Genomic DNA, 23,905 nt, shown 5'->3' on the forward strand with positions numbered 1-23,905 from the left:
ACCGTCATGAATGCCGAGGCTTACTCCAAAGTAGATCAAAATTGATGGTTGAGTTGAACCGAAAGGATGTGGACCGAGGTGTTGAACGAGCCGCGCACAATCTGAAGCGCAGGATTTTCATTCGTGGGCCGGTTAATCTTCGCCTTGTCGAAGAACACATGCGCATACCCAAGGTCAATCGATGTTTTCTTGCCAATCTTCTGGTTCAAGCCTAGTGCCAACCAGACACGGTCAGAATCCGCATTAAAACCTGCTCTAAGCGAAATCATGTCGTTCACTCGCCACGCGATGCTGGGATTAGCGTTGATGGTAGTAATTTCGGAAAAAACCCCCTGGTAGCGGCCGACAAAAGTATTGCTCCACTCCGTAGAGTTGCAAAAGTCGGTGAGATGCCCAGGCCGGCGCGTATAGCCGGCGTTACCGCCATACTCCAGTAAACAGCAGGGATGGGCGCCCAACCTCCACCCTGGCCGCCGTTATCGCCGAGAGGATAGATCAGCAGCGGATCGCTACCCGCGTCTTTAAACTTTAACGATCGTGCGAGTAAGCTGACCGCGCCGGAAACGTGATGTCCGGGAGCGAGGTAGGTCATCCCGGCCGGATTGAAGTAAATCGTTGAAGCGTCCTGGGCAACTGCCGCTGCTCCTGCGTAGGCGTGCCCTGTCCCGGCTCCGTTCTGATTTTGTAAAGCGAATCCCGCTGCTACCGCGCTTCCCGTGATCGAAATGCCACTCATCATTAAAAATATCGGAAATAACGTGTAGCGATAGCAGAACCTCAGGTTCAACCTCGGGCCGTGCATAAACGACAAGTAATGGTTAAGATGCGCGTGTAGGACATACATGTTTTTAAAATATAAGAAACCCTCACCCCGGTCATTACCCACATGAAACTAAAAAGAAGCTGGCAGCACACGCAAAAACATGAGGAGGGCAGACGCCAGGGCGTCTGGAGGCGCCCTGTAACAGAGCGGTTTTTTTATGGTTTACTTTTTGGCTAGGCGAGTCGGTACGCTAAACCGCATAAGAAGGATGGCCGGAAGGGCGTAGGCTCAGAGAGCGCTGCCAGACTATAAAGCCGCGTGCCCGCATTCATCTGCGATTGACGCGGGCAACAGAAAGAACTCGAACGCGTGATCCTGCGGAGAGGTTATCCAGCTAAAAAGAAATAGGACGAACGGTTAATTAAGGCAACAGCTAGACCTCGTCACGAGCGGCAAACGGGCGACCAGTTAGAAGATATTCAGTTCGACGAATCGCAAGTTGCGATGCTGCGTTCTATTAAGGATGACAACGCGTTCGTAGATGATATCTATGGCATTGCCAGGGTCTATAGTTATCTTTGTAGAAGCGAACCCGATAAGTTGAGCAACGCTGACTTGGAGGCCGCTCTTAAGGATCTGAAGGAAAATGCGGCGACGCTGACGGAAAAACTCGAAGAGATGCCGCAAAGTGTTGCGGCGGCCTTATGGGGTCTGAGCTATAGACGGGAGTCCGCGCCCGTGATGGAAAATCTCAGGGTCCTGCTGGGGTACCTTATTGACGAGATAGAGGGAGTGCTTGATAAAGAGCCAGGTTCTGGCAACCCGGGAAAACCGGTTACTGCGAATTGGTATGCAGCTAAGTCACTCGTGCGATGTTTTAACTCATATGGATTGCCGGTGAACGTGAATCAACCCGAAGACTCACCGATGTCTCCGGCAACGTCTTGCCTCGAGTTGATATTTGAAAGCAGCGGTCGGCACCTATCTCGTAGCGAGATTGAAGAGTATATAAAAGCATCTCCGTTGAATAGCAGCCGATAAGTGGCTTGTCCGAGCTACAGATCTATATCGAAACCCATCCGCGGAATGTCGAACAGAAAACACCTGCCCCGAAAGAAGTTCTGAGCCGGAGGACTTTGATCTCCAGAAAAAGAACCGCTGGAGGATTCAGCGAAAGTCATTCTACGACATCTTCTCCGAGGTCGAGCATGCCGATCTGTATGCGACCACCTACGGAATGATGTGGGAATCGATACATGGCTCCTGGAATGAGTCAATGGATTGGTGCCTTTCCAGAGATGATGATGGCAGCTTTTCCCCCGTCTCGTTTCATCACGGCACCGACGTCAGATACGTCACGCCGACATTGAAATTCACGAACCGGCCATACCGGTTGTGGCTCGATAGAATTGAAGCCTCCGCACCCTACCTTACAGCGCAGCTCGACTGGGTCGAGCGCGTCAACACAGCCCTGTTCGTAAAATTTGATGGCCTCTATGACGGATAAAAATGTTCGCGCCACGACACAGAGCGTCGGGATACTGGCCTATGGGTCTCTCATCCCCGATCCTGGGAACGAGATAGCGGCGGCAACCATCCGGATAATTGAGAATATCGAAACTCCGTTTTGCGTCGAATTTGCTCGGAGTAGTGGCAGCCGTGGTGGCGCGCCGACACTCGTTCCAGTAAGCACTGGAGGTTCCAGGGTTAGCGGCCAGATCATTGTCGTGAAGGCTTCGATCGAAGAGGCGACCGACATGCTTTATCGCCGCGAGATTCATAGAATAGGCTCCGGAAGATGCTACAAACCGCCGCCGGAAGGCGCTCAAGATAGAGTGCGGGTGAAGGTTATTGATGGCCCGTTCGAGGATGTTGCTACCGTCTTGTACACAGACATCGATACGAACATCGCCGATCTCACGGCTGAACGGCTGGCATATCTGGCGATCACCAGCGTTCATGACGCGGAGATCGGTAAAGACGGCATCAGCTACTTGATGGCCGCGCAAGGGCATGGAATTCGGACCCCATTGTCCGACCCCTATGCAGACGAAATTCTACGCCAGACCGGTGCGACGTCGCTTGAGGACGTGCTGCGCAATCTCCGACTCTAGGACGAGTCACACGGTCAATCCGCCAAGCCAATCCTCATTTTTGGTTCACGGATGTTAACTCATGGACCAAAATAGACATTTATAAAGACCACATAGATAAGATGTATATTACTGTATTAAAATGCTAAATCTTTAATTCTTCCGAATTTCTGAGTAAACTGTATCTAGATACATAAGGGCCCTCGGCCTAAAATTTTTGGGATGATTGAAAATGGAGTCTCAAAAATGCTTAAGATTGTTGAGTTGATTACAAAAGGTTCAGCGTTTCCGATGGAGTATGTGCTGGCGCTGATCGCGCTGGCAGCGATGGCGCTCGCCGCCTTCGCAATTCATGTGATTCACTCCATCGCCAGACGGAAACACGACTGATGGCGAAATTACTTCCATGGGTGATGATGCCCAGCGATTGGATCATGGAGGGTGGGCTGCAGGAGTTTCGCTGGGCGGCCGAAATTGGAGCTAATAATGTCGCTGCGTTGATGACTTTTGCGCCGACCCTTCATCGCGCTGATCGCGTGAGCGGAGTCGCTCGCTTGACCTACAACGATTTTGAACTGACAACGTCACTCAGCCGGACCAAGATTTCGGCTGGCTTGGAGATCCTTTGGAAGCGGAGACTCATCGAGCGCGAACCCGAAGGTCGAAGCACTTACAAACTCTGCGAGTTCAGCCCGTCAGGTGGCTGGGCAAAATTTCCAGCGTTGCGCCTCTATCGCGATGGTCGGATTCCCTTCTTTTATGAACTGAATCTGCGCAAGCGCACAGAGTTAGACGCGATGAAGCTCTGGTACTTCATTGCTGCCCGAAGAGATAACGACGACAATCTCGCCAAAGCGACCTACGATCAGATTACGGAGTTAACTGGAATAGCGAGAGATCGCCTCAAGACAGCGCTCTCCCTACTGGCAGCAAGTGGCATGGTTCATATTGAGCACGTCCCCAGTCGTCAGAGCGAGTATGGGATCGCGAACGCCTACCGAATTCCGCAGATTGATAGCTCTCGCCACAAGGGAACGGTCGGGCGTGGATTGACTGAACATGATGGGTTTGGCGGCCTCTGAGCTAACGCAAATCTGCTCACCTTACCAGCTACGCCATGTGCACCTTAGTCCATCAGATCAAGACTTTCCCCGAAACCCCGGCGAATTGAAAGACAATCATCGCAAAGCCGTAGTGAGGGAACGCCTGGCATCGCCTCTGCCGAATTGGTAATCCTGTAGTCACATGCAGGCTCATCACCGCACGAAGAACAGACTTCTTTCGACCGCTGTGCCTCAATGGAGGCGCGTGCAATCACACCAAGCCGAGGTTCTACGCGATCAACGATTGAGAACCATAAGTCGCTATGCGGTTCAACGCGCTCCATGTGCTGCTTCACGTCATTAGGATAATGTTTCAGGAGCCAACCGCGGGCGACCTCACGGCGATTTTGATCATTCTGCACGAGCGTTTCATAAAGATCGATGAGAAGGCCCAGCGTCTCCCCCTCAGTAGCCTTTTGCGTATCCTGATAGTAAACGAGATTGACGGCAAAACGTATGCCTCCTGAGTACGCTTCACTTATGGTCTCTATGCAATAGGCTCGCAAAGCCGCCAGATTGGCAGCATGTTGCATGTTCTCCATCGCGCCGAGATCATATCGCCAAGGATGTGTTTGAAGCTCGTGCTTCCACAATTCCAAGTATCTAGAATCTCGATACGCCTGTGAGATCACGCTGTCCCATTCCGGATGGCGTTGCACCAGTTCGCTTAGGTCCTGAAAATTTTCGATATTCGGATCGAGACTACGCGCAACGCCCAACACCTTATTTTGGGCGTCCCGCATCATCTCGATTGGGTTAGGCTGCGTTGTCCGCCACGCAATTTCCTCTGCGCTAACGATCTCCGTGAGGTTCGATAACTCAATAAGCAGCGGGCTAACCCGTAAATCTTCCGGCGCGCAGTAGTCATGATCAGCGACGAGCTGGATTCCGACGCTCTGATAAGCGCGAGCAACCAATCGGGAGCAAAATTCTCGCTTGTTTCGTGGCTTTGGACCAACGAGCACAGAGCGTACAGCTTCTGATACGGAGTAGCGTGTGCCGATTTCGGATCGTGCAAAGTCCACTACTTGAGCAATCATGGCTGCGGGTAATTCGTCCCGCAATCGGAATGCAAATACGTCCTCGCCATCCTCAAAAAGTTCACGCTGTAGATTACGCGCTTGAACACCATCGGACGTGGAGTCGATAATTGACCCGCGCTGGACACAGATCATAGCGTGAGAGACGATCCCTCGCGTAGATAGGCGAATAGCTTTTCCGACCTTAGTTATGCCCGCCGTGAGGATGATATCGCCAGGCTTTAGATTTTCGAACTTAACGCGTTTCATCGCTTTGCAATGTACGGCTTCTCGGGCGGAAAGTAGCCCGCTCGTCCTGAGCCCAGTATGCCTGTGAACTTGGTCGCTTGGGGAAGCGCCCGGACGCTGGCGGGCGGATCGGTGTTCTCAATGATGAGAATTTGTCGATCCGCCTTGAGATGCAAGAGGTGAGCGTAGAATTGATCCTTAAGATCAGTGCTGCTGAGGTCGTCATCGCTACCGTCGGGTGCCTTGTACGAAAGCAACGGTGAATCGAGGACGACGAAGCCGGGATGAGGCGTCTCATTCTCTCGGCAGAACTCAAGCAGGCCGACCGTGAACGCCGCCTGCGTTATCGCCCGTAGTCCCTTGCCGTAGGAAATCCGGCTCTTCCCATTAATGACGAGATCACGCGTCTTCATGTCGAAGTGAAGGCGATCAATTTCAGGAAAATGCCAAGCCTTCAGAATATCGAGGACGATCCCAGCAAACTTGTCTACGGTCGATGTCGAGAGGCCGGCATCGACAACGCCGTTGCTGCCCAAAGCTTCATCTTGGCGTTCAAGCTTGGCTTTTCGCTCTTCGAGATCCCCGAGCTGTCGATGGATCGCAAGAGCTTCACGCATCTCGCCATCCTTGTCAGCTAATTGACGATAGGTTGTCCGCACTTGCCGAAGATTAGGAGCCACCACTCTGTCGATCTGCCTAGACACTTCCGAGAGCTGATCTTCAAGGCGGGGCAAACGATTTTCAAAACTCACGGCCTCCTTGCGGAGCGTGGTGATCGTTGTCGCGAGTTCCGCCTGACGTAGCTCGATTTTCGTGATCTCCACGCGGGCCGCAGCAACGACCTTGTCTATGTTTCCATCACAATCATCCGCCAGACGATGATGCTGGGGCGCTGCTCCGCATAGTGGACAGGCGGCTTCGCCCAATACCCAAAAAAGGCTGCCCGCTTCCTCAATACCTTGAAGGCGTGCAACGTCAGAGCGGTAGTGCTCATCAAGCAATGTGAAGCGCTCCAGCAGCGCAGTAATTTCTGTGAGCCGGTCGCGTCCTTCTTCGACCCGTCTTGCTAGGTCCCGCCTTCGAGTTGCCGCGTCCTTGAATGCTGCTTCGGATACCAAAAGCAACTCACCCTGAGAGGCCATAGACTGATCGAGCTTCTCACGCTGTTCCTCTAATTCGTCCTTCTGGCCAGCCAGCTCCTTAACTTGCCGCTGATAACCGTCGATAAGTTGATCCAGCAGTTCGATTTGAGCGCCCCGACTTTGTTCCTCCGGGCTGCGTGTCTGCGCCGATCCCAAAGCGGAATCGTCAACCCCGGTAAGCATGAATTTGAAGGCGGACGTGTTCGTTGTGTCTGCGACGACGTTACCATCGGACAGGGGAGTTCGTTGCTGGATGATCTCTTCCTCATTGATGATGAGGAGCCGAGCAATGTTCCTAAAACTCAGACTCTGCGTTTCACGGCCTTTACGCGCGCGAAGCCGTCAAAATGCGCGCTACCGCATGTGTCGACTACGCCTTGATAGATTTCCTCTTGAAGCCCTTCAAATATGCCGGGCTCGACTTTATCTCTGACGAAAATTCTGAATGACTCAGCGTGGTAAAAGCTTTCACGCTGGCGGCTGAAGTGATCCGCGAGCGGCTGCCATGCCTTTAGGGCTGCAATGTCAGGCACAGCTTCCTTCTTATGATCGGCGTAGGCAGCAAGGAGTTGCGTAACGTAGCCACTCTCGTCGACATGGATCACTTCGGGTGGCCCTTCCGGAAGAGGGCGTGGCGGCAAACCGCCACCAAATCGCGCGATAAAATACGGAGACTGCCGATGCTGCTCGATCACCCCGCGTGTTGAAAGCGGCTTGAAGATCGAGAAGTCGAATTTGTCGACATACTCAGCAAATTTTCCCTCCAGCAGAACGGTTTCAGTGGAGGTGATTTTGTCCGCAACACTTTTTGGCCAAGCCTCAATCAGTGCCGCTTTGAGTGCTGGTGTGTTAGCAAGATACTGTGTCAGCGTCGTACCGGTGCCCCTGGGAGCAACAAAATAATACGCCCTCGGCGGCACGAAATGGCCGTTGAACGAATGCCAGAGCATCTTACCGATTTCCGGCCACGCCTCGCTGGGCATGATACTGTGATCGTAATGCTTGCATTGGAAATTGTCCCAGACACCCAGCAAATGCTCGTCGTCGGCAAAACCAGCGATGTCGATGCCGCGGTCATTGGCTCCCGAAAACTGCAAAACCGTAGGGAATTTTGCTTTCAGACAATGAGAAACCCACTCGTCGATGAATTTTTCCCATTCGGCAGCGTCATAGACCATCACACGCGTGAGGGGCTCAATTGGGGGACCGCTCTGCACATGCCCCGCCGAGAGCATCACGGTCGCTTTTGGTGGGTCCTTGATCTCGCTAAACTCCTCCATCGCCTCACCCCGCAGCCTCGGCGGCATATGACCCACAAAAAACGAAGTGACGAATGTTTTCAAGCTCGTGACTCGGACATATCGGCGTACTCGCCGATTGCCGCCGTATAGAGCTGTTCCTGCACGAGACGCTGGCACAGAACGTCATACCGCGTCAGGTATAAGGCACCCTGCCTTACGAGCGCAATCTGGTCCGAGGATTCCAAGATTCAGGGCTCGGAACCGGTTGCGCTGCCATCCATTTCCTTGACGCTGCCCGCTCGATCGAGGGATCGGGGCAGTCAAGAGATGCGCCAGAGCCGGGAGTCCCCCAACCAATAGCTTGGGTATCGATGCGCAATCCGCGTCGGGCCGGACTTTTCGCGGGCGAGAACGAAGATCGCAGGGTAAGCGATCACATCGAATCGGAAGGCAGGGGTATCGACTATATCGACCATGTCGACAAATATTTTCAGGTAAAACTGCGCTGCGATCATCGCTCTTAGCGGTCCGTCGGCGCAGATGAATCCGAGTTGCCCACCTTTCGTCAGAAGTCTGAAAACCTCTCGATGAAAGGAATATAGATGTCCGCGCGGTCGTAGAATAGTAGGATATCGCGAACGGTACTCGGACAAGAGCTACTTATTCAGACGTTTGCCTCAAAACTGAGGCCTACTCAGCAATCACGTTATACCGCTGCCCCCTGCTGCTGTGATAGCCGGCAAGGCATATGGGCCTCATCCTTCGGATGAGGGCGAATGACAGCCGAATTATTCTGACACCGCTCTGACACAGGCAATTCTAAATGGCTTGATGAGAGAATAAGTACTTGATCACTGGCGCGCCCAACACGATTCGAACGTGTGACCCCCGCCTTCGGAGGGCGGTACTCTATCCATCTGAGCTATGGGCGCGAATAGATTGCTCTCGGGGCAGTACGTCCAAGCAGCGCTAGGATAACGTTTTTTGCTTCGCCCGTCCAACCTAATGAAGCGGCCTTTTTGCGTCGATAAGCATGAACCTATACAATAACCATTTTTTCTTGGGGGGTTATGGTGAGCAGTAGTGAAGATGACGAAGACCATTCCTCGGTGATCAAAACACCGAGTCAGTTAGCAACCGCTGTTGTGGCTGCTTTCGTGTTTCCCGTCGCGGTTTTCATGCTATTGGGGCATTTTGTGACCGGCGAGCGGGCAATCGATCCAGCGAACCCCGCGTACTCAGATGAGGCCGTGGCCAAGCGCCTGAAGCCGGTCGGTGAACTGTTACTGGCCGGCGAAGCATCGCTGGCCGAGCCGCAATCACCGGTAGCGCCTGGTCAGACGCAGGTGGCAGGAGAGGCGTCTCCAACGCCAACTGGGGAGGCTGGAGAGGAGAAAATCAAGACGATCTATACGGCGAGTTGCGCTGCTTGTCACGCTAGCGGCGCCGCAGGGGCGCCCAAGCTCGGAGACAAAGCGGCATGGGCTCCGCGCATCAAAGCCGGCAGCGAAGGACTCTACAATAGCGCGCTCAACGGGAAAAATGCAATGCCTCCCAAAGGTGGGAACGCCAGCCTATCGGATGCCGATGTAAAGGCGGTGGTCGACTATATGGTAAGCCAATCGAAATGAGCCTTTAAAAGCAGAGAACATGAAGCCCGAAATGGAGCAGTCCCAGAAGTTGCCCCGGTTATCCCAAAAGGCAGCTATGGGGTACTGCCAGCCGCACCTTTATCCGCACGCATCGCTGCGATTGCAAATGGCAACGGGGTAACCGGGCGGGCCAAGACTATGCGAACCGTAGGATTTGTCCGCCAGCTGAATTGATAACAGTAACAATATGGCCACGTTCGCTATCGGGGATTTGCAGGGATGTTACAGGCAATTCGAGCAGCTTCTGGATCTGATTGGCTTTGACCGCGCGCACGACAGGCTTTGGCTGGTGGGCGACATCGTCAATCGCGGTCCAGACTCGCTAGAGATACTGCGTTTCGTGAAAGGTTTAACCGACGCAGTAACAATGGTGCTTGGCAACCACGACCTGCATTTACTTATGGTCGCGGAGGGATGTGCCTCATTAAGCCGGAACGATACCATACAGGACATACTCAGCGCACCTGATAGGGAGGAGCTTGTCCACTGGCTGAGACAGCAGAAACTGCTGCATGTGGATGGGAATTACGCGCTGGTCCACGCCGGTTTATTGCCCTCATGGAGCATCGCCCAAGCATCCGAGCTGGCCGGAGTGGTCGAGGCCGTGATACGTGGCGAGGAGTTCCATGAATTTTGCAGCCATATGTATGGTGATCAACCGGATCATTGGAATGATGGGCTGTCCGGTTATGCACGGCTGCGCGTAATTATAAATGCCATGACGCGCATGCGTGTGTGTACGCCTGATGGGAAAATGGATTTCAAGTTTAAGGGCATGGTCAAGGATATACCGGACGGCTATCTGCCCTGGTTCGAGACGCCTGATCGCGCGAGCCGCGGAGCAACCGTTATTTTTGGTCATTGGTCTGCGTTGGGATTGCAGTTACGGAACAATCTCATCGCGTTGGATACCGGGTGTCTGTGGGGAGGTACCCTTACTGCGATTCGCTTGGATGACCGGAGGGTGTTCCAGGTGTCTTGTGGGGAACGGGAAGAAACAAGGCGTTGGCAATAGCATGTTCCACCCAGCGCGCGAGTTCCCGTCGGTTTTTTCCGTTACTGTCAATCGGAGTGCCAAAGATCAGTTCAACATTGATCCAGGGTTCCCTCAATATCCGGCGCAACGACTCTATCATTGAAATATTTACGTAAGGTGCTGCGGTGCTGAGCTCCCCCGCCATGTTCGTGTAGCGTATTGCGACAGGGTACAACATGGCCTCGACGTTTACCGCGGGTTGTAGGAGCGAGGCATGGAAATGCATCAGCGCCTTGCCGTCCCCCGTGGTGCCTTCGGGAAATACGGCGACCCGGTCGCCTGATGCCAGCGCTTCGCTGATATGCTTATTGATTCGGGCGGTGTCGCTGCGTTTCGAGCGCTCGATGAATAACGTTCCCGCGTTTCGGCTTAACCAACCCAACAGCGGCCAGCCGCGTATTTCAGCTTTAGCCACGAATCGGGCTGGACATACCATTTGAAGAGAGTAAACGTCCAGCCAGGATACATGATTAGCCGCCAGCATAGCCTGCAATGTTTCGAGGGAAGGCGGCGTTCCCTGATAGCGTAACCGGATACTTAGAATCGAGAGGAGGCGGGCGGACCAGTTTTTAGCCATGCGGCGTTGCCATTGCTGGTCGACGTGAGGATAGATAGAGGACTGAATCAATCCGGAAACGATATGGAGCAGAAGGCGGGCCGCACGCAAAATTCGCGTCAGCCGGCTGGTGGTATCGGTTGTGGCAGGAGTCGTCGGGTTCGGCATGCTTTTATATTACAGCATGGAACTGGTGATCGCTTTTCCGAACGGGCTCGGGCGCGGTCAGCAGCTCATCTTCCCGCTCGGTTGAGTACGAGGCTTCGCGCCGCCGGCTGTTGCGCACCCTTCCCCCACAAAAGCCCGCCGTCCTCCCCATGGAGGAATTGTTGAGTGGTTGTTGTGTTTATAAAATACGGCTACCGAAAATCTCGAAATACCGTTGATCTATTTCGTCCCTGGTGAAGCGGTGATTCTGCCCGCCGCGCTGCGAAATTTTCAGGGCGCCCAAAAGAGATCCCAGTTGTCCTGTACTGCGCCAGTCCATATCATGCGTGATCCCATATAGTAGGCCAGCGCGATAAGCATCTCCGCAACCCGTCGGATCAACCAGCTTCTCTGGCTTAACGCTGGGTACCTCAACTTGCTGGCCGTTGGCGTAAATCACCGACCCCTCCGCGCCCCACGTGACGATCAGTCCCTTGACGGATTTCGCGAGGGCCTCTAACGAGCGCCCCGTACGCTCGCACAGAAGCTGGCCTTCGTAATCATTCACGGCCACGTAATCCGCCTTATGGACGAAATCCAGCAATTCTTCTCCCGTGAACATGGGCAGCCCTTGACCGGGATCGAACACAAACGGAATGCCAGCTTCGTGAAACTCGCGTGCATGCTGCATCATACCGTCCCGCCCATCCGGTGCGACAATACCCAGGTTTACGTCTTTTGCGTCAGCGACATGGTTTTGGTGCGAAAAGTTCATTGCCCCCGGATGAAAAGCTGTGATCTGGTTATCGGCGAGATCAGTTGTGATGAATGCTTGCGCGGTGAAAGTTCCGTTCACCTGGCGCACGTGATTTTGCGCAAGCTGAAGATCCTGCAAACGACTGGCGTATGGCTGATAGTCGTCCCCGACCGTGGCCATTATCAGGGGCTTTCCACCGATCATTTGCAAGTTGTAAGCAATATTGCCGGAGCAGCCGCCGAACTCGCGCCGCATATCGGGCACCAGGAAGGCAACATTCAGAATATGGATCTTTTCAGGAAGAATATGATTCTTGAAGTGATCCTTGAACACCATGATAGTGTCGTAGGCGATGGAGCCACAGATGAGTGTATGCATGACAGGACCGGGTGGCTAAGTTGGTTGGGATAGGCTGGTTATGATGGCGATTCAAGCGGGCTTCCAGACCAGGTCCAGTTCTCGCGCAGCGCGTACATCGTCCAGTTTGCGCACCGGCGTAGTATGAGGCGCATTTTTTACCAGCTCCGGCTGGGTGCGCGCTTCCTCAAGAATTTCCTTCATTGATGCAACGAAGGCATCGAGCGTTTCCTTCGATTCTGTTTCTGCCGGTTCAATCAGGAGACACTCCGGCACGAGCAGTGGAAAATAGGTGGTCGGCGCGTGATAGCCCTTGTCCAGCAGTCGCTTGGCCACATTCATCGCATTTACACCGGTTTTTTCTTTCAGGTCTTTCAAGGTGACGATGAACTCGTGACTTGCGCGACGTGTCGGATAAGCGATTTCAAACCCGACCTTGCTTAATTCTGCCATCAGGTAATTGGCGTTGAGCGCGGCGAATTCCGCCACACGATGCATGCCCTCTGCCCCTAGCAGCCGTACGTAGATGTAGGCACGGAGCAGCACGCCGGCGTTACCCATATGCGCCGAAAGCCTGCCAATGGACTGCGGTATATCCTTTTCCGTCAGCCATCGATACTTTCCTTGTTCCATGGTTACTATGGGCACGGGCATAAAGGGCAATAAACGTTCGGCCACCCCTACCGGGGCGGAACCAGGACCTCCGCCACCATGAGGTGTGGAAAAAGTCTTGTGCAAGTTGATATGAATGACGTCGAAGCCCATATCGCCGGGCTTGACTTTACCGAGTATGGCGTTGAGGTTCGCGCCGTCGTAATACAGCAACCCGCCCGCCTGGTGGACGACTTTGCTCATTTCAGCGACGTTCTTTTCAAACACCCCAAGCGTTGACGGGTTCGTCAGCATCAGCCCGGCGGTTTGAGGCCCAACCGCTGCTCTCAAGGCGTCCATGTCTACATCGCCTTCCTTATCGGTGGCTATTTCGACTACTTTGTAGCCGCACATCACCGCCGTGGCAGGGTTTGTGCCATGGGCTGCATCGGGTACGATGATTTCGGTCCGCGCCGTATCGCCGCGCGACTCATGGTAGGCCCGTATCATCGCAATGCCGATCAATTCGCCTTGTGCCCCTGCCATTGGTGTGAGGCTGACGCCAGCCATGCCAGTTACATCTTTCAATATTTCCTGCAGCTCATACATGCATGCCAGAAACCCCTGTCCAGTGCTCTCCGGCGCACGCGGGTGCCGTGCCAGAAACTGAGGCAGCATCGCAAGAGAGTTGCATGCACGCGGGTTATACTTCATCGTGCAAGAGCCTAGCGGATAGAACTGCGTATCAATCGAAAAATTCTTCTGGGATAGTCGCGTGTAATGGCGTACTGCATCCATCTCGGACACTTCCGGAAGCAACGGCGGAGCCTTTCGCAACAGCTTTTCAGGAATACCTGTCGTGGGTGTTGGAGTCAGCGGAGATTGTGAATAATTGCGCCGTCCGGAGCGGGAATGTTCAAATATCAGCATTATGAGATGTGCTTTTACGGTTAAGTTAAACTTTTATTTCTAGAGGGTAATTCTTAAATATCGGTCGTAGAATACACGCGATTATTGCAGGGCAGCCAAAGCTGCATCATAGTTAGGCTCATCCTTGATTTCGGGTACGAGTTCACTATGGATCACCTTGTCGTTTTCATCCAGCACGATTACGGCGCGAGCCGTGATGCCGGCAAGCGGGCTATCCGTTATCGCGACCCCATAATCTTTCATGAACCTGGATCCGCGCATGGTCGAAAGTGTCACAACCTTATCCAACCCTTCGACATCGCAAAAGCGGCTCATGGCAAAAGGCAAGTCAGCGGCGATTATCAGCACCACCGTATTATCCATATTGCTCGCTTTCTCGTTGAATTTGCGTGTGGACATCGCGCAGACCGGGGTATCCAGACTGGGAACGATATTGAGCACTTTTTTCTTGCCGGCAAAATTCGCCAGCGTAACATCCTTCAAGTCCCGATCCACCAATGAGAAATCCGGTGCTTTATCGCCTACTTTCGGAAAGGTGCCTTCAACTTTGATGGGATTGCTGGCTAGCGTAACCATGATGTTTCTCCTTGTTTTTCAGGGGATTAATGAATGGTAGAGAATCAAACGAATATTGTCAGCCGTTGATTGCTTTCTTCAAGCGTTCGGCGTAATTTTCCAGATCCCCGGAAGTTTTCGTCTCGGTGGCGCATACGAGCATCGCATTGCCAAGTTCCGGATAAAAATCCCGGAGATTCAAACCGCCCAGTATTCGTTCCGTTTTAAGCCTGTCCAGTACATCCTCGGCGGGAGCGGGCAGTGAAATCACTGCTTCATGAAACACCGGGCCATTAAAGGCCCTCTTTATTCCCGCCACGCCTTCCAATTTTTCCACCAGGGTGAGTGTGTTCGCATGAGATTGGGTAGCAATCCGGCGCAGGCCTTCCGGTCCCACCAACGCCATGTAAATGGTGGCAGCCGTGACCATCAGGCCCTGATTGGTGCATATGTTCGAAGTGGCTTTGGACCGGCGGATGTGCTGCTCGCGCGCCTGAAGCGTCAGCACAAAGCCCGGTTTGCCTTCCTGGTCCGTGGTGCGTCCGATAATGCGTCCCGGCATCTGGCGGACCAGCGTCTGCTTGCAGGCCATGAAACCGAAATAGGGTCCTCCGCTCGATAGCGGAATTCCCAATGGCTGCCCTTCACCTACCGCGATATCCGCACCCTTTTCACCCCATTCGCCCGGAGGCGTGAGGACGGCGAGCGCCGTCGGATTCACTACCCCGATAGCCAATGCATTTTTGCCATGCGCCCAGTCGGTAAGCGCATCGACATCTTCCAGCACGCCGAAAAAGTTAGGTTGCGGGATGACCAACGCAGCAAACTCTTCTTTGCCGAACTCAACCAACGCGTCCAGCAACGTCTGGCCAGATTGCTGGGAATAGGGTAATTCGATTACATCTATGCCCTGGTTCGCCACGATCGCCCGCACAACCCGACGGTAGATAGGATGAACGGTAGCGGGAATCAGGATGCGGCGAGAGGACTTGTGGGACCGCACCGCCATCAACGCTGCTTCAGCCAGCGCGGATGCGCCGTCGTACATGCTCGCATTCGACACATCCATTCCCATCAGCGATGCCATCATGGTCTGGTACTCATACAGCAGTTGCAGCGTACCTTGACTGGCCTCAGCTTGATACGGGGTATAGGACGAATAGAACTCACCGCGCGTTGTAATCTGCCAAACGGCCGCCGGTATGTGATGCTCATAGGCGCCCGCACCAATAAAGTTGAGGTAACGCCCGTCAGCCTCCGCCCGCTCCAGCATCAACCGGGTGACATCCATTTCATTCATACCGGGGGGGACCTGTTTCAGGCCCGCGCTAATCAAGGACGGCGGAATCTCATCGAACAGGTCATCAATGGTGGCTGCCCCGATGCTCGCGAGCATTGCGGAGATATCTTCTTCAGTGTGGGGAATGAACGGCATAGCGGGATCCGGAACTCATAAAATAAACGGGAAGGTGCAAGTACGGCAGATGTGAGCCGAGCTAAAGATTTGCCAGACGGATGATCAGTGGTCTTCGCTTTCAATAATATTTTGATAGGCGGTAGCGTCGAGCAGTTTATCCAGGTCAGATGCATTATCGGGCTTCAACTTGAAGAGCCATGCTTCGTAGGCATCCTGATTAATCTTTTCCGGGGCTGATTCAAGCTCGGGGTTGACCGCTGTTACTTCTCCCGCTATCGGCGCGTATACATCAGCTGCGGCTTTAACCGACTCGACCACCGCGCATTCTTCTGATTGTTTGAGTTTGCGTCCTACCGCGGGTGTTTCCACAAACACCATATCGCCCAGCAGTTCCTGTGCGTGCTGGGTAATGCCAACCGTCGCGGTGCCGTCGCCTTCGAGCCTCACCCACTCGTGAGATTTTGTGTACCTAAGGTTGTTGGGAATACTCATGTCTTTGCTCCAGAATTAATTGAGATTGGCTTACGAAGGCAAATCCACTAGAACTTTGCCATTGCGTACAAATGGATACTTCACGACTGTTGCGCGCAGCGCCTTGTCCCGCACTGCTACGTGTACTTCATCACCGGGGGAGACATTCAACGGCACGCGCGCCAGTGCAATGGATTTGTTGAGTGTGGGCGAAAACCCGCCACTGGTGATTTCCCCTTCGTCTTCATTCCGAGTCTGCTCTGTGGAAATTTTCTGATGGCTGCGCAGTACGCCGCGATCAATCAACACCAGACCGATCAGTTGCTTCTTTACCGGTGATTCCAGAAGCGTGTTTTTGCCGATAAAGTCGCGATCGCTTTTCAAATCAACCGTCCAGCCCAACCCCGATTCCAGCGGATTCGTGGTTTCATCCATGTCCTGACCATATAGATTCATGCCAGCCTCGAGCCGCAATGTATCGCGCGCGCCGAGCCCCGCTGGAGCGACGCCGGCAGCAAATAAGGCATTCCAGAACGCTACCGCGTCGGTGGACGGAAGCATGATTTCGAAGCCGTCCTCACCGGTATAACCGGTGCGGGCGATGAAATACTTATCGACGAGTTTTGCCTGGAACAACTTCAGTTGCTCGGTTTCGGCCTGAGCTCCGGGAACGACCTGCCAAACCTTGGCGCGGGCATTTGGCCCCTGAACGGCGATCATGGCGAGATCGCGGCGCGGAGTAATCGACAGACCCGGTGCAAGCTCATCGCGTTGCGCCTGCATCCACGCCATGTCCTTGTCTGCCGTGCCCGCATTCACGACCATGCGAAAATGCGACTCAGTCAGGAAATAAATGATGAGATCGTCTATTACTCCGCCCTGGGGATTAAGCATGCAGGAGTAGAGCGCTTTACCGGGTTGCGTGAGCTTGTCAACATTATTGGCGACCAGTCGGCGCAGGAAAGCGCGCGCATCCTGGCCTTCGATATCCACGGCGAGCATGTGAGAAACGTCAAACATGCCAGCGTCACTGCGGACCTTATGATGTTCATCCAGCTGTGAACCATAATGCAGAGGCATATCCCAGCCGCCGAAATCGACCATCTTGGCCATCATGTCGCGGTGGGTTTGATTGAGAGCAGTTGTTTTCAACGGTCGATACCTCAAAAAAAGGGGTGAAGTCATAGCTATGACTTCACCCCTCTGTCCTTTTTACCTGAGAGATTGCGGAAGTGCTGCTCCGTATGCCCCTTCGGTGGCCGAGCTCAACATCGGCACTCTCCAGATTGCCTTTCGCAAGCAGTTTTCAAGGATCAAAATACCTGATCTACGCCTGAGCGATTCCGGGGGGTTGCGCCTTCGGCGGCGACGATGAAACTGACGCGCTCTTCCGCTTGGAAAAATATGGCAGAACTTGAACTATACTCCACCCACCCGTATCAAGACAAGGCATATAGCAGGTTAGAGCTGTTTTTTGTCTATGGTTGGAGATTAGCTCGTGCCTGGGGTTATCTTGTTGAAAGGGACGCTTGCTCCACCGCCGCTACTCCGCTTGACTAAGGGTTTCCTATAGGCGGTTTTGAATTTATAGTGAATAATTGATCAGGCCGGCAAGCAAGGGAAAGACTGGTAGATCGGTTTTCCTCAGGCAGCGCCAGGCGATCATCCGAATACGAGGCAATATGTATCTTAGCCACTTTGGACTCTCTGAACGCCCATTCAACGATCAAATGGGCAGTGACTTTTTTTTCGAGGGAGGCAACCGTGGAACCACGCTGGATGCGCTGATTTACCTGCTTACGCACGGCGAGGGGGTTGAGGGCATCGTTGAGGTGACCGGCGAGGATGGCAGCGGAAAATCCACGCTGTGCCGGCTATTGCCGCAACGACTGCCCGCGAGCATGATGCTCATAGATTTCGCCCAGGGCTGTCTGCCCAGAGAAGAGCTTCTCCGTTCTCTGGCAGAAAAACTTGATTTTGATTCGAGCCAAAGCCGCGCTATCGCTGCGGCTGACACTGATGGAATAGGTGAACCGCAGAATGAGGTAGACGTCGAACTCCAGCGCGTGCTGACCGGGATGCGCGCGGCCGGCGCCCAGATCGTGCTTCTAATGGATGAGGCGCATGACTTGCCGGAGGAAACGCTGGACGCGTTGTGTACGCTATACGATCTGCAGTCGTCCTATCACAAGTCGTTTCAAATTGTTCTCTTCGGAGAGCCTCGGCTTGATGAAAGGCTCGCTTTGCCCAAGATGGGCAAGATCAGGGCTCGCGTGGCCCACCACTTTACGTTGCAACCATTCACCGCTAAAGTCGTGGAGGCTTATTTGGCTTGGCGCCTGGGCTCCGCGGGCTACCGCGGTACCGAAATGTTCAGTCGGTCGGCGATAAGGTCGATGACGATGGCCTCCTGCGGGCATATCCGGCAATTGGACCTGCTTGCGGCTAATTCGCTGCGGATAGCATATGCTGCCCAAAGTCAGGTAGTAGACGCGAGCCACGCCAAGGAAGCGATTAGGGGCGTGGGAACCAAGCGCGGCCTCAATTGGAGAAGCTGGCGGCTGGTGCAGGATTTGCCTGATCGCCGTATCGCCGGCGCGGGCGCGCTTTTCTCTGTAACGCCCCTGGCAGTGATCGTTTTGCTGAGCTGGAGCATTTGGCAAACTCCCGCCACAAGTAATCCCGCTTCAATTGCTCCAGCACCGTTCGAAGTGGCGGCATCCGCGCCGCTTCTGGGCCCTGTTCCTTCCTCCACCAATCCATCGACATTTGCAAGTGTCATTTCCAGCGCTCCACCTTCAGCCGCAGCTGCAGTGGCTTCATCCAATGCTCCGACTGCGGTTGTGCCATCCAATTCACCGGCAGAGCCGAAGGCACATGTGCCCGTTCCTCCCGTACCCTACAACTCGCCTGTTCCAGCTGTGCAACATGGCAGCACCGCTTCTATTGGTGGAGTTAAATTAGCGGGGTACGAGCTGCTGGAGCAGCGTGTTGAGGCGACTATAAAAACGGTGGGTGCAACCAATCGAGATACTTACACGATTCAGCTTTTTGCCACCGAGAACGTCCAGCCGGACCGGATGGAACGATTTCTAGCAAGGGCCCGTAGCCTGGTCGACTTATCGGATCTGTATGTTCACCCGGTAATAAACGGCGATAGGGCCAAATTCAGAGTCACGTATGGCATTTATTCCAGCCGCGACCAGGCAAGCGCAGCAGTGGGCGTGCTCCCGGAAAAATATCAAACCTCATTTCAGCCGGAAATCTACGCCTTGAGCGAAATACACTGACAAGGTTCCCCCGACCAATTTCCATTTCATTTCGGTCGGACTTCATGAAGGGATTGTTAAGGATCGGATAGGTTCGGAGGTGCTTACCATTTTCCTCGCAGCCCCTCTGCACAGAAAGAAGAACGCCGGGTGTTACAATGGTTCTTATCGATTAAATGTCATATTGATTATATGCCCCTTCCTCATCTTGCCGCTGCCCTGAGCGGTCCGATCCTGGATCTGGAGAGATCCGTCCTGGACGCCATGCCGTCAATCGAGCATTGGTTCCGTAATGAATGGCAGAAGCATGCTGTGCCATTTTATTGCGCGGTAGATCTGCGCAATAGTGGTTTCAAACTTGCCCCAGTGGATATGAACTTGTTCCCCGGTGGTTTCAATAAGCACTTATGGCATGGGGATCATAACGGTTACGGATGGCAGCGAAGTGCGCATGCTCAACCGGAGGCAGCGCAACAAAATGGCGGTAGTGAAAAAGGGCCTGCAAGTGACAGAGGTGAGGTGCAGGAGGGGGTATACACCTTCGAACGGGCTAACGAAGCGGTGGCGGAACTATCTGCATGATTGATCCCTTTGTCGTCGGCGGATTCTACGGGTGCATACTGGCCGCGGTATCGATGAAAACCTAATGCGCCGGGAATGCAGTTCGTACCGCTCGCTTTCGAAGATACATGCCCGTTGCCGGATCCGGATGCGCGGGCGGACTGAGGGATCTAACCGATTCTATGCGTGCGGGTAATTGCCCGGCTGGCGCTGCTGGCGGCGGCGCAAGAGATCGAAAAAGCCTGTCCCACGAAAGAGTATGGTTGAATAACGGAGCAGGATAAGCTTCGTCCTTAAGATTTGGCGCTGGGTTAAAAAATTTTTGTGATGCGACCTTCGTCGCTTTTCGTGACGACGCGTAGCGTTTCCGCCTTGCGACGGTGTTTTAGCCATTTATCCGCAGAAAGAGCCAACTGAAATGGCTCTGCATGCACCACGGACGTCGGTTCGGTTGGGGAAAACAGATTTAGGAAGGTCACGACATGGAACTCGCTTTTATTCTCGACCACCTCGATTCAATCAAGACCTACAAAGACTCGAGCTTTGCCATGATGCGCGAGGCAGGTTTCCGTGGCCACAAACTCTTCGCCATGCAACAAGGTGACTTAGCGTGGAGGCGGGGAGCGGCGGTTGGATTCGCGCGCGCGCTGGAGCTGAGCGGGGAAACGAATGAAACCCGCCGCTGGTATCGGGTCGACGAGCCGGAGGAAATCCCATTAAGTGGGTTTGACGTTGTATTAATGCGCAAGGACCCGCCTTTTGATATGGAGTATGTCTATAGCACCTATTTGCTCGAATTAGCGGAAAACTCCGGTGCGCATGTCATCAATAGCCCCGGGGCGGTGCGAGATAATAACGAAAAGCTCGCGATAGCAAAGTTTTCCCAATACACCCCGCCTACGCTGGTCACCAGGCAAGAGCGCCTGATCCGCGATTTTCTGGAAGAACACGGCGATATCGTGCTCAAGCCGCTTGACGGCATGGGAGGAACGAGCGTGTTTCGCATCCATCGCGCCGATCACAACATAGGCGTAATTATAGAAACCCTGACTCATTACGGCATGCGCACAGTGATGGCTCAGCGATACATCCCCGAAATCTCGCAAGGTGACAAACGCATTCTGCTGATAGCGGGCAAAGCCGTGCCCTATAGCCTCGCCCGCATTCCCAGGGCGGGTGAATCCCGCGGCAACCTCAATGTGGGTGCGACAGGCGTAGCGCAGCCACTTACTGAACGCGACCGGGAAATTGCAGAGGCATTGGGTCCGGTTTTAGCCGGTGACGGTTTGACGCTGGTTGGGCTGGACGTGATAGGGGATTATCTCACGGAGATCAACGTCACCAGCCCCACATGCATGCGTGAAATCGAGGACCAAACCGGCTTCAACGTCGCGGGAATGATGCTGGATGCGCTCGAAGAAATGTTTAGCTGATATAGGAAGGAGTCGCTCCCAACATGATCGGAATTTTAATTATCGCTCACGGCAATCTCGGCGATAGCCTTGTACATTGCGCTAACCATGTTGTGGGAGATAAAGCGCCATACTTGACGGATCTAAGTATTAGCGTCAATGACGATCCCGATCTTGCGGGAGACACGGCACAAAAACTGATCAAGCAGCTCGACCTTGGCGAGGGCGTGCTGATATTGTGCGATATATGCGGCGCAACCCCTTGCAACATCGCTACTCGGTTGGTAATTCCAGGCAGAGTGGAGTGTCTGGCAGGGGTAAACCTGCCGATGCTGGTGCGGGCCCTTACTTACCGTAATGAACCACTGGCAGTGGTAGTCGAGAAGGCGTTTAACGGTGCCAGGAACGGTGTCATTCCTATATTTCCGGCAGGAGCGCGGAATGCAATATAAAGAGGTGAAGATAGAAAACAAATTAGGGTTGCACGCGCGTGCTTCGGCGAAACTCACGCAGCTCGCCTCCCGATACCGCAGCGATGTATGGTTGTCCCGGAATGAGCGCAAGGTCAATGCAAAAAGCATTATGGGGGTCATGATGCTCGCGGCGAGTCAGGGCGTCACCTTGGGTATAGAAACGACCGGTGTGGATGAGACTGAAGCGATGCAGGCGCTGGTAAGCCTGATCGAGGGTCGTTTTGGAGAAAGTGAATGAGCTTTGCAATATATGGTGTGGGTGTTTCCGGAGGCATTGCGATAGGACGGGCGCATCTTGCCTCTCACGCCGCCCTGGAAGTGGCGCATCATACGTTGCCCCGAGATCAGGTCAGCAATGAGATAGCCCGGCTCGATACCGCGTTCACCGCGGTTCGTGAAGAGCTTGAGGCATTACATAGGTCGGTGGTCAGCGGCCCGGCAGCAGCCGAGTATGGCGCATTTCTGGATTTGCACCGCATGATCCTGGACGATCCCACGCTTTCCACCGCGGCCAAAACTTACATTGCCCAAAACCAGTGTAACGCTGAGTGGGCTATTACTCAGCAGATGGAAGTGCTCATGGCGCAGTTCGAGGAGATTGAGGATCCATATCTTCGAGAACGGAAAACTGACGTGATTCAGGTGGTCGAGCGGGTTCTGAAGGTTCTGCTGGGCCACCCAGGCTATGTGCCCGCTCAACCCAAGCGGGACGGCGACAGTATCCTGGTTGCTCACGACTTGAGCCCTGCGGATGTAATTCAGTACAAGCAGCATGCATTTACCGCGTTTCTTACCGACCTTGGGGGCTTGACGTCGCACACCGCGATTGTCGCGCGCAGTCTTAACATTCCCTCCATTGTTGCGCTGCATGTCGCACGGCGACTCATCCGCGACAATGACGTGCTGATTGTGGATGGCGGACAAGGTGTGGTGATCGTCGATCCCGACGAACATGTATTGTCGGAGTACCGGCTACGTCAGAGCCAGCTTGAACTCGAAAAGCAGAAACTGAAGCGCCTTAAAACCACGGTTGCCACGACACTTGACGGCACAGTGATAGAGTTGTTTGCAAACATCGAGCTACCGCAGGATGTTGAACAAGTAAAGGAAAATGGCGCCACCGGAATCGGCTTGTTTCGTAGCGAGTTCCTGTTTCTTAACCGCGCCAGCTTGCCAGACGAGGATGAGCAATTCGAAGCTTACCGCGCTGTGGCGCGCAAAATGCGTGGCCTGCCGGTAACCATCCGGACCTTCGATCTGGGCGCGGATAAGAATCTTGACAACGCCAAGCGCGTGGCGGCGAATCCGGCACTGGGTCTGCGCGCCATTCGCTTATGCCTTGCTGAACCGCAAATGTTCAATACGCAGCTACGCGCAATTTTGCGCGCCTCACGTTACGGTCAGATTCGTATTCTGGTACCGATGCTCTCCAGTGTTGCAGAAATTACCCAGACATTGCATCTGCTTGAGAATGCCAAGCAAAGCTTGCGCAACGACAAGATTCCTTTCGACGAGAAGATCCAAGTCGGGGGAATGGTTGAGATTCCGGCGGCGGCGCTGTGTCTGGATATTTTCATGCGTAAACTCGATTTCCTGTCCATCGGCACCAACGACTTGATTCAGTATACGCTTGCGATAGATCGTGCTGACGACACCGTGGCACATCTCTACGACTCGTTACACCCGGCGGTTCTGCGCCTGGTGGCTCATATCATCCGCAGCGCCAACCGGACCGGAACGCCCGTGGCCGTGTGCGGGGAAATTGCAGGGGACATTGTATTTACCCGTCTGCTGCTTGGTTTTGGGCTCCGCATGTTTTCCATGCATCCGGCACAGCTGTTGACTGTGAAACGGGAAGTCCTGAGGACGAATCTCCCCGACGTCATACCCTTGGCGCAAAAGATTCTGAAAGCCGACGACCCTGAGAGAACTCACGTATTACTTGCAAAGTTGAATAGCTGATTCATTCCGGAAAACTTGTCCCTCCGGCGAAAAAGGGAACAAGATGTGTGGATGTCACCTGCATGGAAAGGTCGTTTCTCCGTGCGGCGTGGGATGAACCTATGCAGGCAGTTGGATTTTTTAGGGCGTGTTTGACTATAATTGCCGGT

At 53.9% G+C, this 23,905-nt stretch carries 25 protein-coding genes, 1 tRNA gene, 2 pseudogenes and 1 riboswitch; of the genes and pseudogenes, 14 read left to right on the forward strand and 14 right to left on the reverse strand.

Annotated elements, in window-relative coordinates; translation table 11 throughout:
• Window positions 1–35: 35 nt before the first annotated feature.
• Entirely contained in the window at window positions 36–269 is a 234-nt protein-coding gene (locus tag BM022_RS16115) for an outer membrane protein transport protein (protein WP_256209177.1), read from the reverse strand.
• 30 nt (window positions 270–299) lie between these two features.
• Window positions 300–844: pseudogene (locus tag BM022_RS16480) on the reverse strand (outer membrane protein transport protein); the annotation flags it as partial.
• Between the two features lie 423 nt (window positions 845–1,267).
• Here BM022_RS16480 and BM022_RS13145 point away from each other — a divergent pair.
• The 5 genes from BM022_RS13145 to BM022_RS13160 all read left to right on the forward strand — a co-directional run bounded on the left by BM022_RS13145 (window position 1,268) and on the right by BM022_RS13160 (window position 3,938).
• A complete protein-coding gene (locus BM022_RS13145) occupies window positions 1,268–1,804 on the forward strand; it encodes a hypothetical protein (RefSeq protein WP_091140020.1) in 537 nt (178 codons plus the stop codon).
• On the forward strand, window positions 1,791–2,270 hold the full coding sequence (locus BM022_RS16130) for a DUF5677 domain-containing protein (protein WP_256209178.1): 480 nt from the start codon (window positions 1,791–1,793) through the stop codon (window positions 2,268–2,270). The genes BM022_RS13145 and BM022_RS16130 overlap by 14 nt, the downstream gene beginning before the upstream one ends.
• Window positions 2,260–2,877, forward strand: coding sequence for a hypothetical protein (locus BM022_RS13155; protein WP_091140024.1), 618 nt, complete (start codon window positions 2,260–2,262; stop codon window positions 2,875–2,877). Before BM022_RS16130 ends, BM022_RS13155 begins: the two co-directional genes overlap by 11 nt.
• A 225-nt stretch (window positions 2,878–3,102) precedes the next feature.
• Window positions 3,103–3,246, forward strand: a complete 144-nt coding sequence (locus BM022_RS15600; protein WP_177191728.1) for a hypothetical protein — start codon at window positions 3,103–3,105, stop codon at window positions 3,244–3,246.
• Entirely contained in the window at window positions 3,246–3,938 is a 693-nt protein-coding gene (locus tag BM022_RS13160) for a hypothetical protein (protein ID WP_091140025.1), read from the forward strand. The genes BM022_RS15600 and BM022_RS13160 overlap by 1 nt, the downstream gene beginning before the upstream one ends.
• 44 nt (window positions 3,939–3,982) lie before the next feature.
• On the opposite strand, the gene BM022_RS13165 is transcribed toward BM022_RS13160, so the two are convergent.
• The 4 genes from BM022_RS13165 to BM022_RS16280 all read right to left on the reverse strand — a co-directional run bounded on the left by BM022_RS13165 (window position 3,983) and on the right by BM022_RS16280 (window position 7,774).
• Window positions 3,983–5,248 carry a YiiX/YebB-like N1pC/P60 family cysteine hydrolase gene (locus BM022_RS13165; RefSeq protein ID WP_091140027.1) on the reverse strand — a complete coding sequence of 422 codons (1,266 nt, stop codon included), beginning with the start codon at window positions 5,246–5,248 and terminating at the stop codon, window positions 3,983–3,985.
• Window positions 5,245–6,552, reverse strand: coding sequence for a coiled-coil domain-containing protein (locus BM022_RS13170; RefSeq protein ID WP_177191729.1), 1,308 nt, complete (start codon window positions 6,550–6,552; stop codon window positions 5,245–5,247). The genes BM022_RS13165 and BM022_RS13170 overlap by 4 nt, the downstream gene beginning before the upstream one ends.
• A 119-nt stretch (window positions 6,553–6,671) precedes the next feature.
• Window positions 6,672–7,712: an ABC-three component system protein gene (locus tag BM022_RS13175; RefSeq protein WP_091140029.1), complete on the reverse strand. Its 1,041-nt coding sequence runs from the start codon at window positions 7,710–7,712 to the stop codon at window positions 6,672–6,674.
• Window positions 7,709–7,774, reverse strand: coding sequence for a hypothetical protein (locus BM022_RS16280; protein WP_305728858.1), 66 nt, complete (start codon window positions 7,772–7,774; stop codon window positions 7,709–7,711). The genes BM022_RS13175 and BM022_RS16280 overlap by 4 nt, the downstream gene beginning before the upstream one ends.
• 207 nt (window positions 7,775–7,981) lie before the next feature.
• Between BM022_RS16280 and BM022_RS15605 the strand changes: the two genes are divergently transcribed.
• Complete coding sequence (locus tag BM022_RS15605; RefSeq protein ID WP_177191730.1) at window positions 7,982–8,134, forward strand: hypothetical protein; 153 nt, start codon at window positions 7,982–7,984, stop codon at window positions 8,132–8,134.
• A 331-nt stretch (window positions 8,135–8,465) separates the two neighbouring features.
• Here the strand turns inward: BM022_RS15605 and BM022_RS13180 are convergent.
• Window positions 8,466–8,542, reverse strand: a tRNA-Arg gene (locus BM022_RS13180).
• 138 nt (window positions 8,543–8,680) lie between these two features.
• Here BM022_RS13180 and BM022_RS13185 point away from each other — a divergent pair.
• Both BM022_RS13185 and BM022_RS13190 read left to right on the forward strand, forming a co-directional pair.
• Window positions 8,681–9,241 (forward strand): c-type cytochrome, encoded by a 561-nt coding sequence (locus BM022_RS13185; RefSeq protein ID WP_091140031.1) that lies wholly within the window; start codon window positions 8,681–8,683, stop codon window positions 9,239–9,241.
• A gap of 208 nt (window positions 9,242–9,449) precedes the next feature.
• Entirely contained in the window at window positions 9,450–10,277 is an 828-nt protein-coding gene (locus BM022_RS13190) for a symmetrical bis(5'-nucleosyl)-tetraphosphatase (protein ID WP_091140033.1), read from the forward strand.
• Here the strand turns inward: BM022_RS13190 and BM022_RS13195 are convergent.
• From BM022_RS13195 to gcvT, 7 genes are all read right to left on the reverse strand, one after another.
• Window positions 10,198–11,022, reverse strand: coding sequence for a lysophospholipid acyltransferase family protein (locus BM022_RS13195; RefSeq protein ID WP_091140034.1), 825 nt, complete (start codon window positions 11,020–11,022; stop codon window positions 10,198–10,200). The genes BM022_RS13190 and BM022_RS13195 overlap by 80 nt on opposite strands.
• Before the next feature lie 178 nt (window positions 11,023–11,200).
• Window positions 11,201–12,136, reverse strand: a complete 936-nt coding sequence (locus BM022_RS13200) for a carbohydrate kinase family protein (RefSeq protein ID WP_091140036.1) — start codon at window positions 12,134–12,136, stop codon at window positions 11,201–11,203.
• 51 nt (window positions 12,137–12,187) lie between these two features.
• On the reverse strand, window positions 12,188–13,636 hold the full coding sequence (gene gcvPB / locus BM022_RS13205; RefSeq protein WP_091140037.1) for an aminomethyl-transferring glycine dehydrogenase subunit GcvPB: 1,449 nt from the start codon (window positions 13,634–13,636) through the stop codon (window positions 12,188–12,190).
• Window positions 13,637–13,717: 81 nt separating this feature from the next.
• The gene (gene tpx / locus BM022_RS13210; protein WP_177191731.1) at window positions 13,718–14,212 is read right to left on the reverse strand and encodes a thiol peroxidase; all 495 of its coding nucleotides are present in this window, start codon (window positions 14,210–14,212) and stop codon (window positions 13,718–13,720) included.
• A gap of 58 nt (window positions 14,213–14,270) precedes the next feature.
• Window positions 14,271–15,626 carry an aminomethyl-transferring glycine dehydrogenase subunit GcvPA gene (gene gcvPA, locus BM022_RS13215; protein WP_091140040.1) on the reverse strand — a complete coding sequence of 452 codons (1,356 nt, stop codon included), beginning with the start codon at window positions 15,624–15,626 and terminating at the stop codon, window positions 14,271–14,273.
• Between the two features lie 84 nt (window positions 15,627–15,710).
• Window positions 15,711–16,100 (reverse strand): glycine cleavage system protein GcvH, encoded by a 390-nt coding sequence (gene gcvH, locus BM022_RS13220; RefSeq protein ID WP_091140042.1) that lies wholly within the window; start codon window positions 16,098–16,100, stop codon window positions 15,711–15,713.
• Between the two features lie 30 nt (window positions 16,101–16,130).
• Complete coding sequence (gene gcvT, locus BM022_RS13225) at window positions 16,131–17,264, reverse strand: glycine cleavage system aminomethyltransferase GcvT (RefSeq protein ID WP_091140044.1); 1,134 nt, start codon at window positions 17,262–17,264, stop codon at window positions 16,131–16,133.
• A gap of 8 nt (window positions 17,265–17,272) precedes the next feature.
• A riboswitch (glycine riboswitch) is annotated at window positions 17,273–17,374 on the reverse strand.
• Between the two features lie 435 nt (window positions 17,375–17,809).
• On the opposite strand from gcvT, the gene BM022_RS13230 reads away from it, so the two are divergent.
• The 6 genes and pseudogenes from BM022_RS13230 (at window position 17,810) to ptsP (ending at window position 23,756) form a co-directional block, all read left to right on the forward strand.
• Entirely contained in the window at window positions 17,810–19,369 is a 1,560-nt protein-coding gene (locus tag BM022_RS13230; RefSeq protein ID WP_177191732.1) for an AAA family ATPase, read from the forward strand.
• Window positions 19,370–19,540: 171 nt separating this feature from the next.
• Window positions 19,541–20,176: pseudogene (locus BM022_RS13235) on the forward strand (glutamate--cysteine ligase).
• 215 nt (window positions 20,177–20,391) lie between these two features.
• On the forward strand, window positions 20,392–21,342 hold the full coding sequence (gene gshB / locus BM022_RS13240; RefSeq protein WP_091140047.1) for a glutathione synthase: 951 nt from the start codon (window positions 20,392–20,394) through the stop codon (window positions 21,340–21,342).
• Window positions 21,343–21,365: 23 nt separating this feature from the next.
• Window positions 21,366–21,773, forward strand: coding sequence for a PTS sugar transporter subunit IIA (locus BM022_RS13245; RefSeq protein WP_091140049.1), 408 nt, complete (start codon window positions 21,366–21,368; stop codon window positions 21,771–21,773).
• The gene (locus tag BM022_RS13250; protein ID WP_091140050.1) at window positions 21,763–22,032 is read left to right on the forward strand and encodes an HPr family phosphocarrier protein; all 270 of its coding nucleotides are present in this window, start codon (window positions 21,763–21,765) and stop codon (window positions 22,030–22,032) included. The genes BM022_RS13245 and BM022_RS13250 overlap by 11 nt, the downstream gene beginning before the upstream one ends.
• The gene (gene ptsP / locus BM022_RS13255) at window positions 22,029–23,756 is read left to right on the forward strand and encodes a phosphoenolpyruvate--protein phosphotransferase (protein WP_091140052.1); all 1,728 of its coding nucleotides are present in this window, start codon (window positions 22,029–22,031) and stop codon (window positions 23,754–23,756) included. The genes BM022_RS13250 and ptsP overlap by 4 nt, the downstream gene beginning before the upstream one ends.
• The last annotated feature ends 149 nt before the right edge of the window (window positions 23,757–23,905 follow it).

This window comes from Nitrosospira sp. Nsp14, assembly GCF_900113575.1.
In the GTDB taxonomy this organism is placed as follows: Bacteria; Pseudomonadota; Gammaproteobacteria; order Burkholderiales; family Nitrosomonadaceae; genus Nitrosospira.

Bases quoted from the DNA above. Each gene is read 5' to 3' on its own strand.
- tpx (WP_177191731.1), bottom strand. From the start codon at position 14,212: ATGGTTACGCTAGCCAGCAATCCCATCAAAGTTGAAGGCACCTTTCCG.
- BM022_RS13190 (WP_091140033.1), top strand. From the start codon at position 9,450: ATGGCCACGTTCGCTATCGGGGATTTGCAGGGATGTTACAGGCAATTC.
- ptsP (WP_091140052.1), top strand. From the start codon at position 22,029: ATGAGCTTTGCAATATATGGTGTGGGTGTTTCCGGAGGCATTGCGATA.
- BM022_RS13165 (WP_091140027.1), bottom strand. From the start codon at position 5,248: ATGAAACGCGTTAAGTTCGAAAATCTAAAGCCTGGCGATATCATCCTC.
- BM022_RS16115 (WP_256209177.1), bottom strand. From the start codon at position 269: ATGATTTCGCTTAGAGCAGGTTTTAATGCGGATTCTGACCGTGTCTGG.
- BM022_RS13250 (WP_091140050.1), top strand. From the start codon at position 21,763: ATGCAATATAAAGAGGTGAAGATAGAAAACAAATTAGGGTTGCACGCG.
- BM022_RS13145 (WP_091140020.1), top strand. From the start codon at position 1,268: ATGCTGCGTTCTATTAAGGATGACAACGCGTTCGTAGATGATATCTAT.
- gcvT (WP_091140044.1), bottom strand. From the start codon at position 17,264: ATGACTTCACCCCTTTTTTTGAGGTATCGACCGTTGAAAACAACTGCT.
- gcvPB (WP_091140037.1), bottom strand. From the start codon at position 13,636: ATGCTGATATTTGAACATTCCCGCTCCGGACGGCGCAATTATTCACAA.
- BM022_RS13185 (WP_091140031.1), top strand. From the start codon at position 8,681: ATGGTGAGCAGTAGTGAAGATGACGAAGACCATTCCTCGGTGATCAAA.
- BM022_RS13160 (WP_091140025.1), top strand. From the start codon at position 3,246: ATGGCGAAATTACTTCCATGGGTGATGATGCCCAGCGATTGGATCATG.
- BM022_RS13230 (WP_177191732.1), top strand. From the start codon at position 17,810: ATGGGCAGTGACTTTTTTTTCGAGGGAGGCAACCGTGGAACCACGCTG.
- BM022_RS15605 (WP_177191730.1), top strand. From the start codon at position 7,982: ATGCGCAATCCGCGTCGGGCCGGACTTTTCGCGGGCGAGAACGAAGAT.
- BM022_RS13155 (WP_091140024.1), top strand. From the start codon at position 2,260: ATGACGGATAAAAATGTTCGCGCCACGACACAGAGCGTCGGGATACTG.
- gcvH (WP_091140042.1), bottom strand. From the start codon at position 16,100: ATGAGTATTCCCAACAACCTTAGGTACACAAAATCTCACGAGTGGGTG.
- BM022_RS13170 (WP_177191729.1), bottom strand. From the start codon at position 6,552: ATGCTTACCGGGGTTGACGATTCCGCTTTGGGATCGGCGCAGACACGC.
- BM022_RS13200 (WP_091140036.1), bottom strand. From the start codon at position 12,136: ATGCATACACTCATCTGTGGCTCCATCGCCTACGACACTATCATGGTG.
- BM022_RS13245 (WP_091140049.1), top strand. From the start codon at position 21,366: ATGATCGGAATTTTAATTATCGCTCACGGCAATCTCGGCGATAGCCTT.
- gshB (WP_091140047.1), top strand. From the start codon at position 20,392: ATGGAACTCGCTTTTATTCTCGACCACCTCGATTCAATCAAGACCTAC.
- BM022_RS15600 (WP_177191728.1), top strand. From the start codon at position 3,103: ATGCTTAAGATTGTTGAGTTGATTACAAAAGGTTCAGCGTTTCCGATG.
- BM022_RS13195 (WP_091140034.1), bottom strand. From the start codon at position 11,022: ATGCCGAACCCGACGACTCCTGCCACAACCGATACCACCAGCCGGCTG.
- gcvPA (WP_091140040.1), bottom strand. From the start codon at position 15,626: ATGCCGTTCATTCCCCACACTGAAGAAGATATCTCCGCAATGCTCGCG.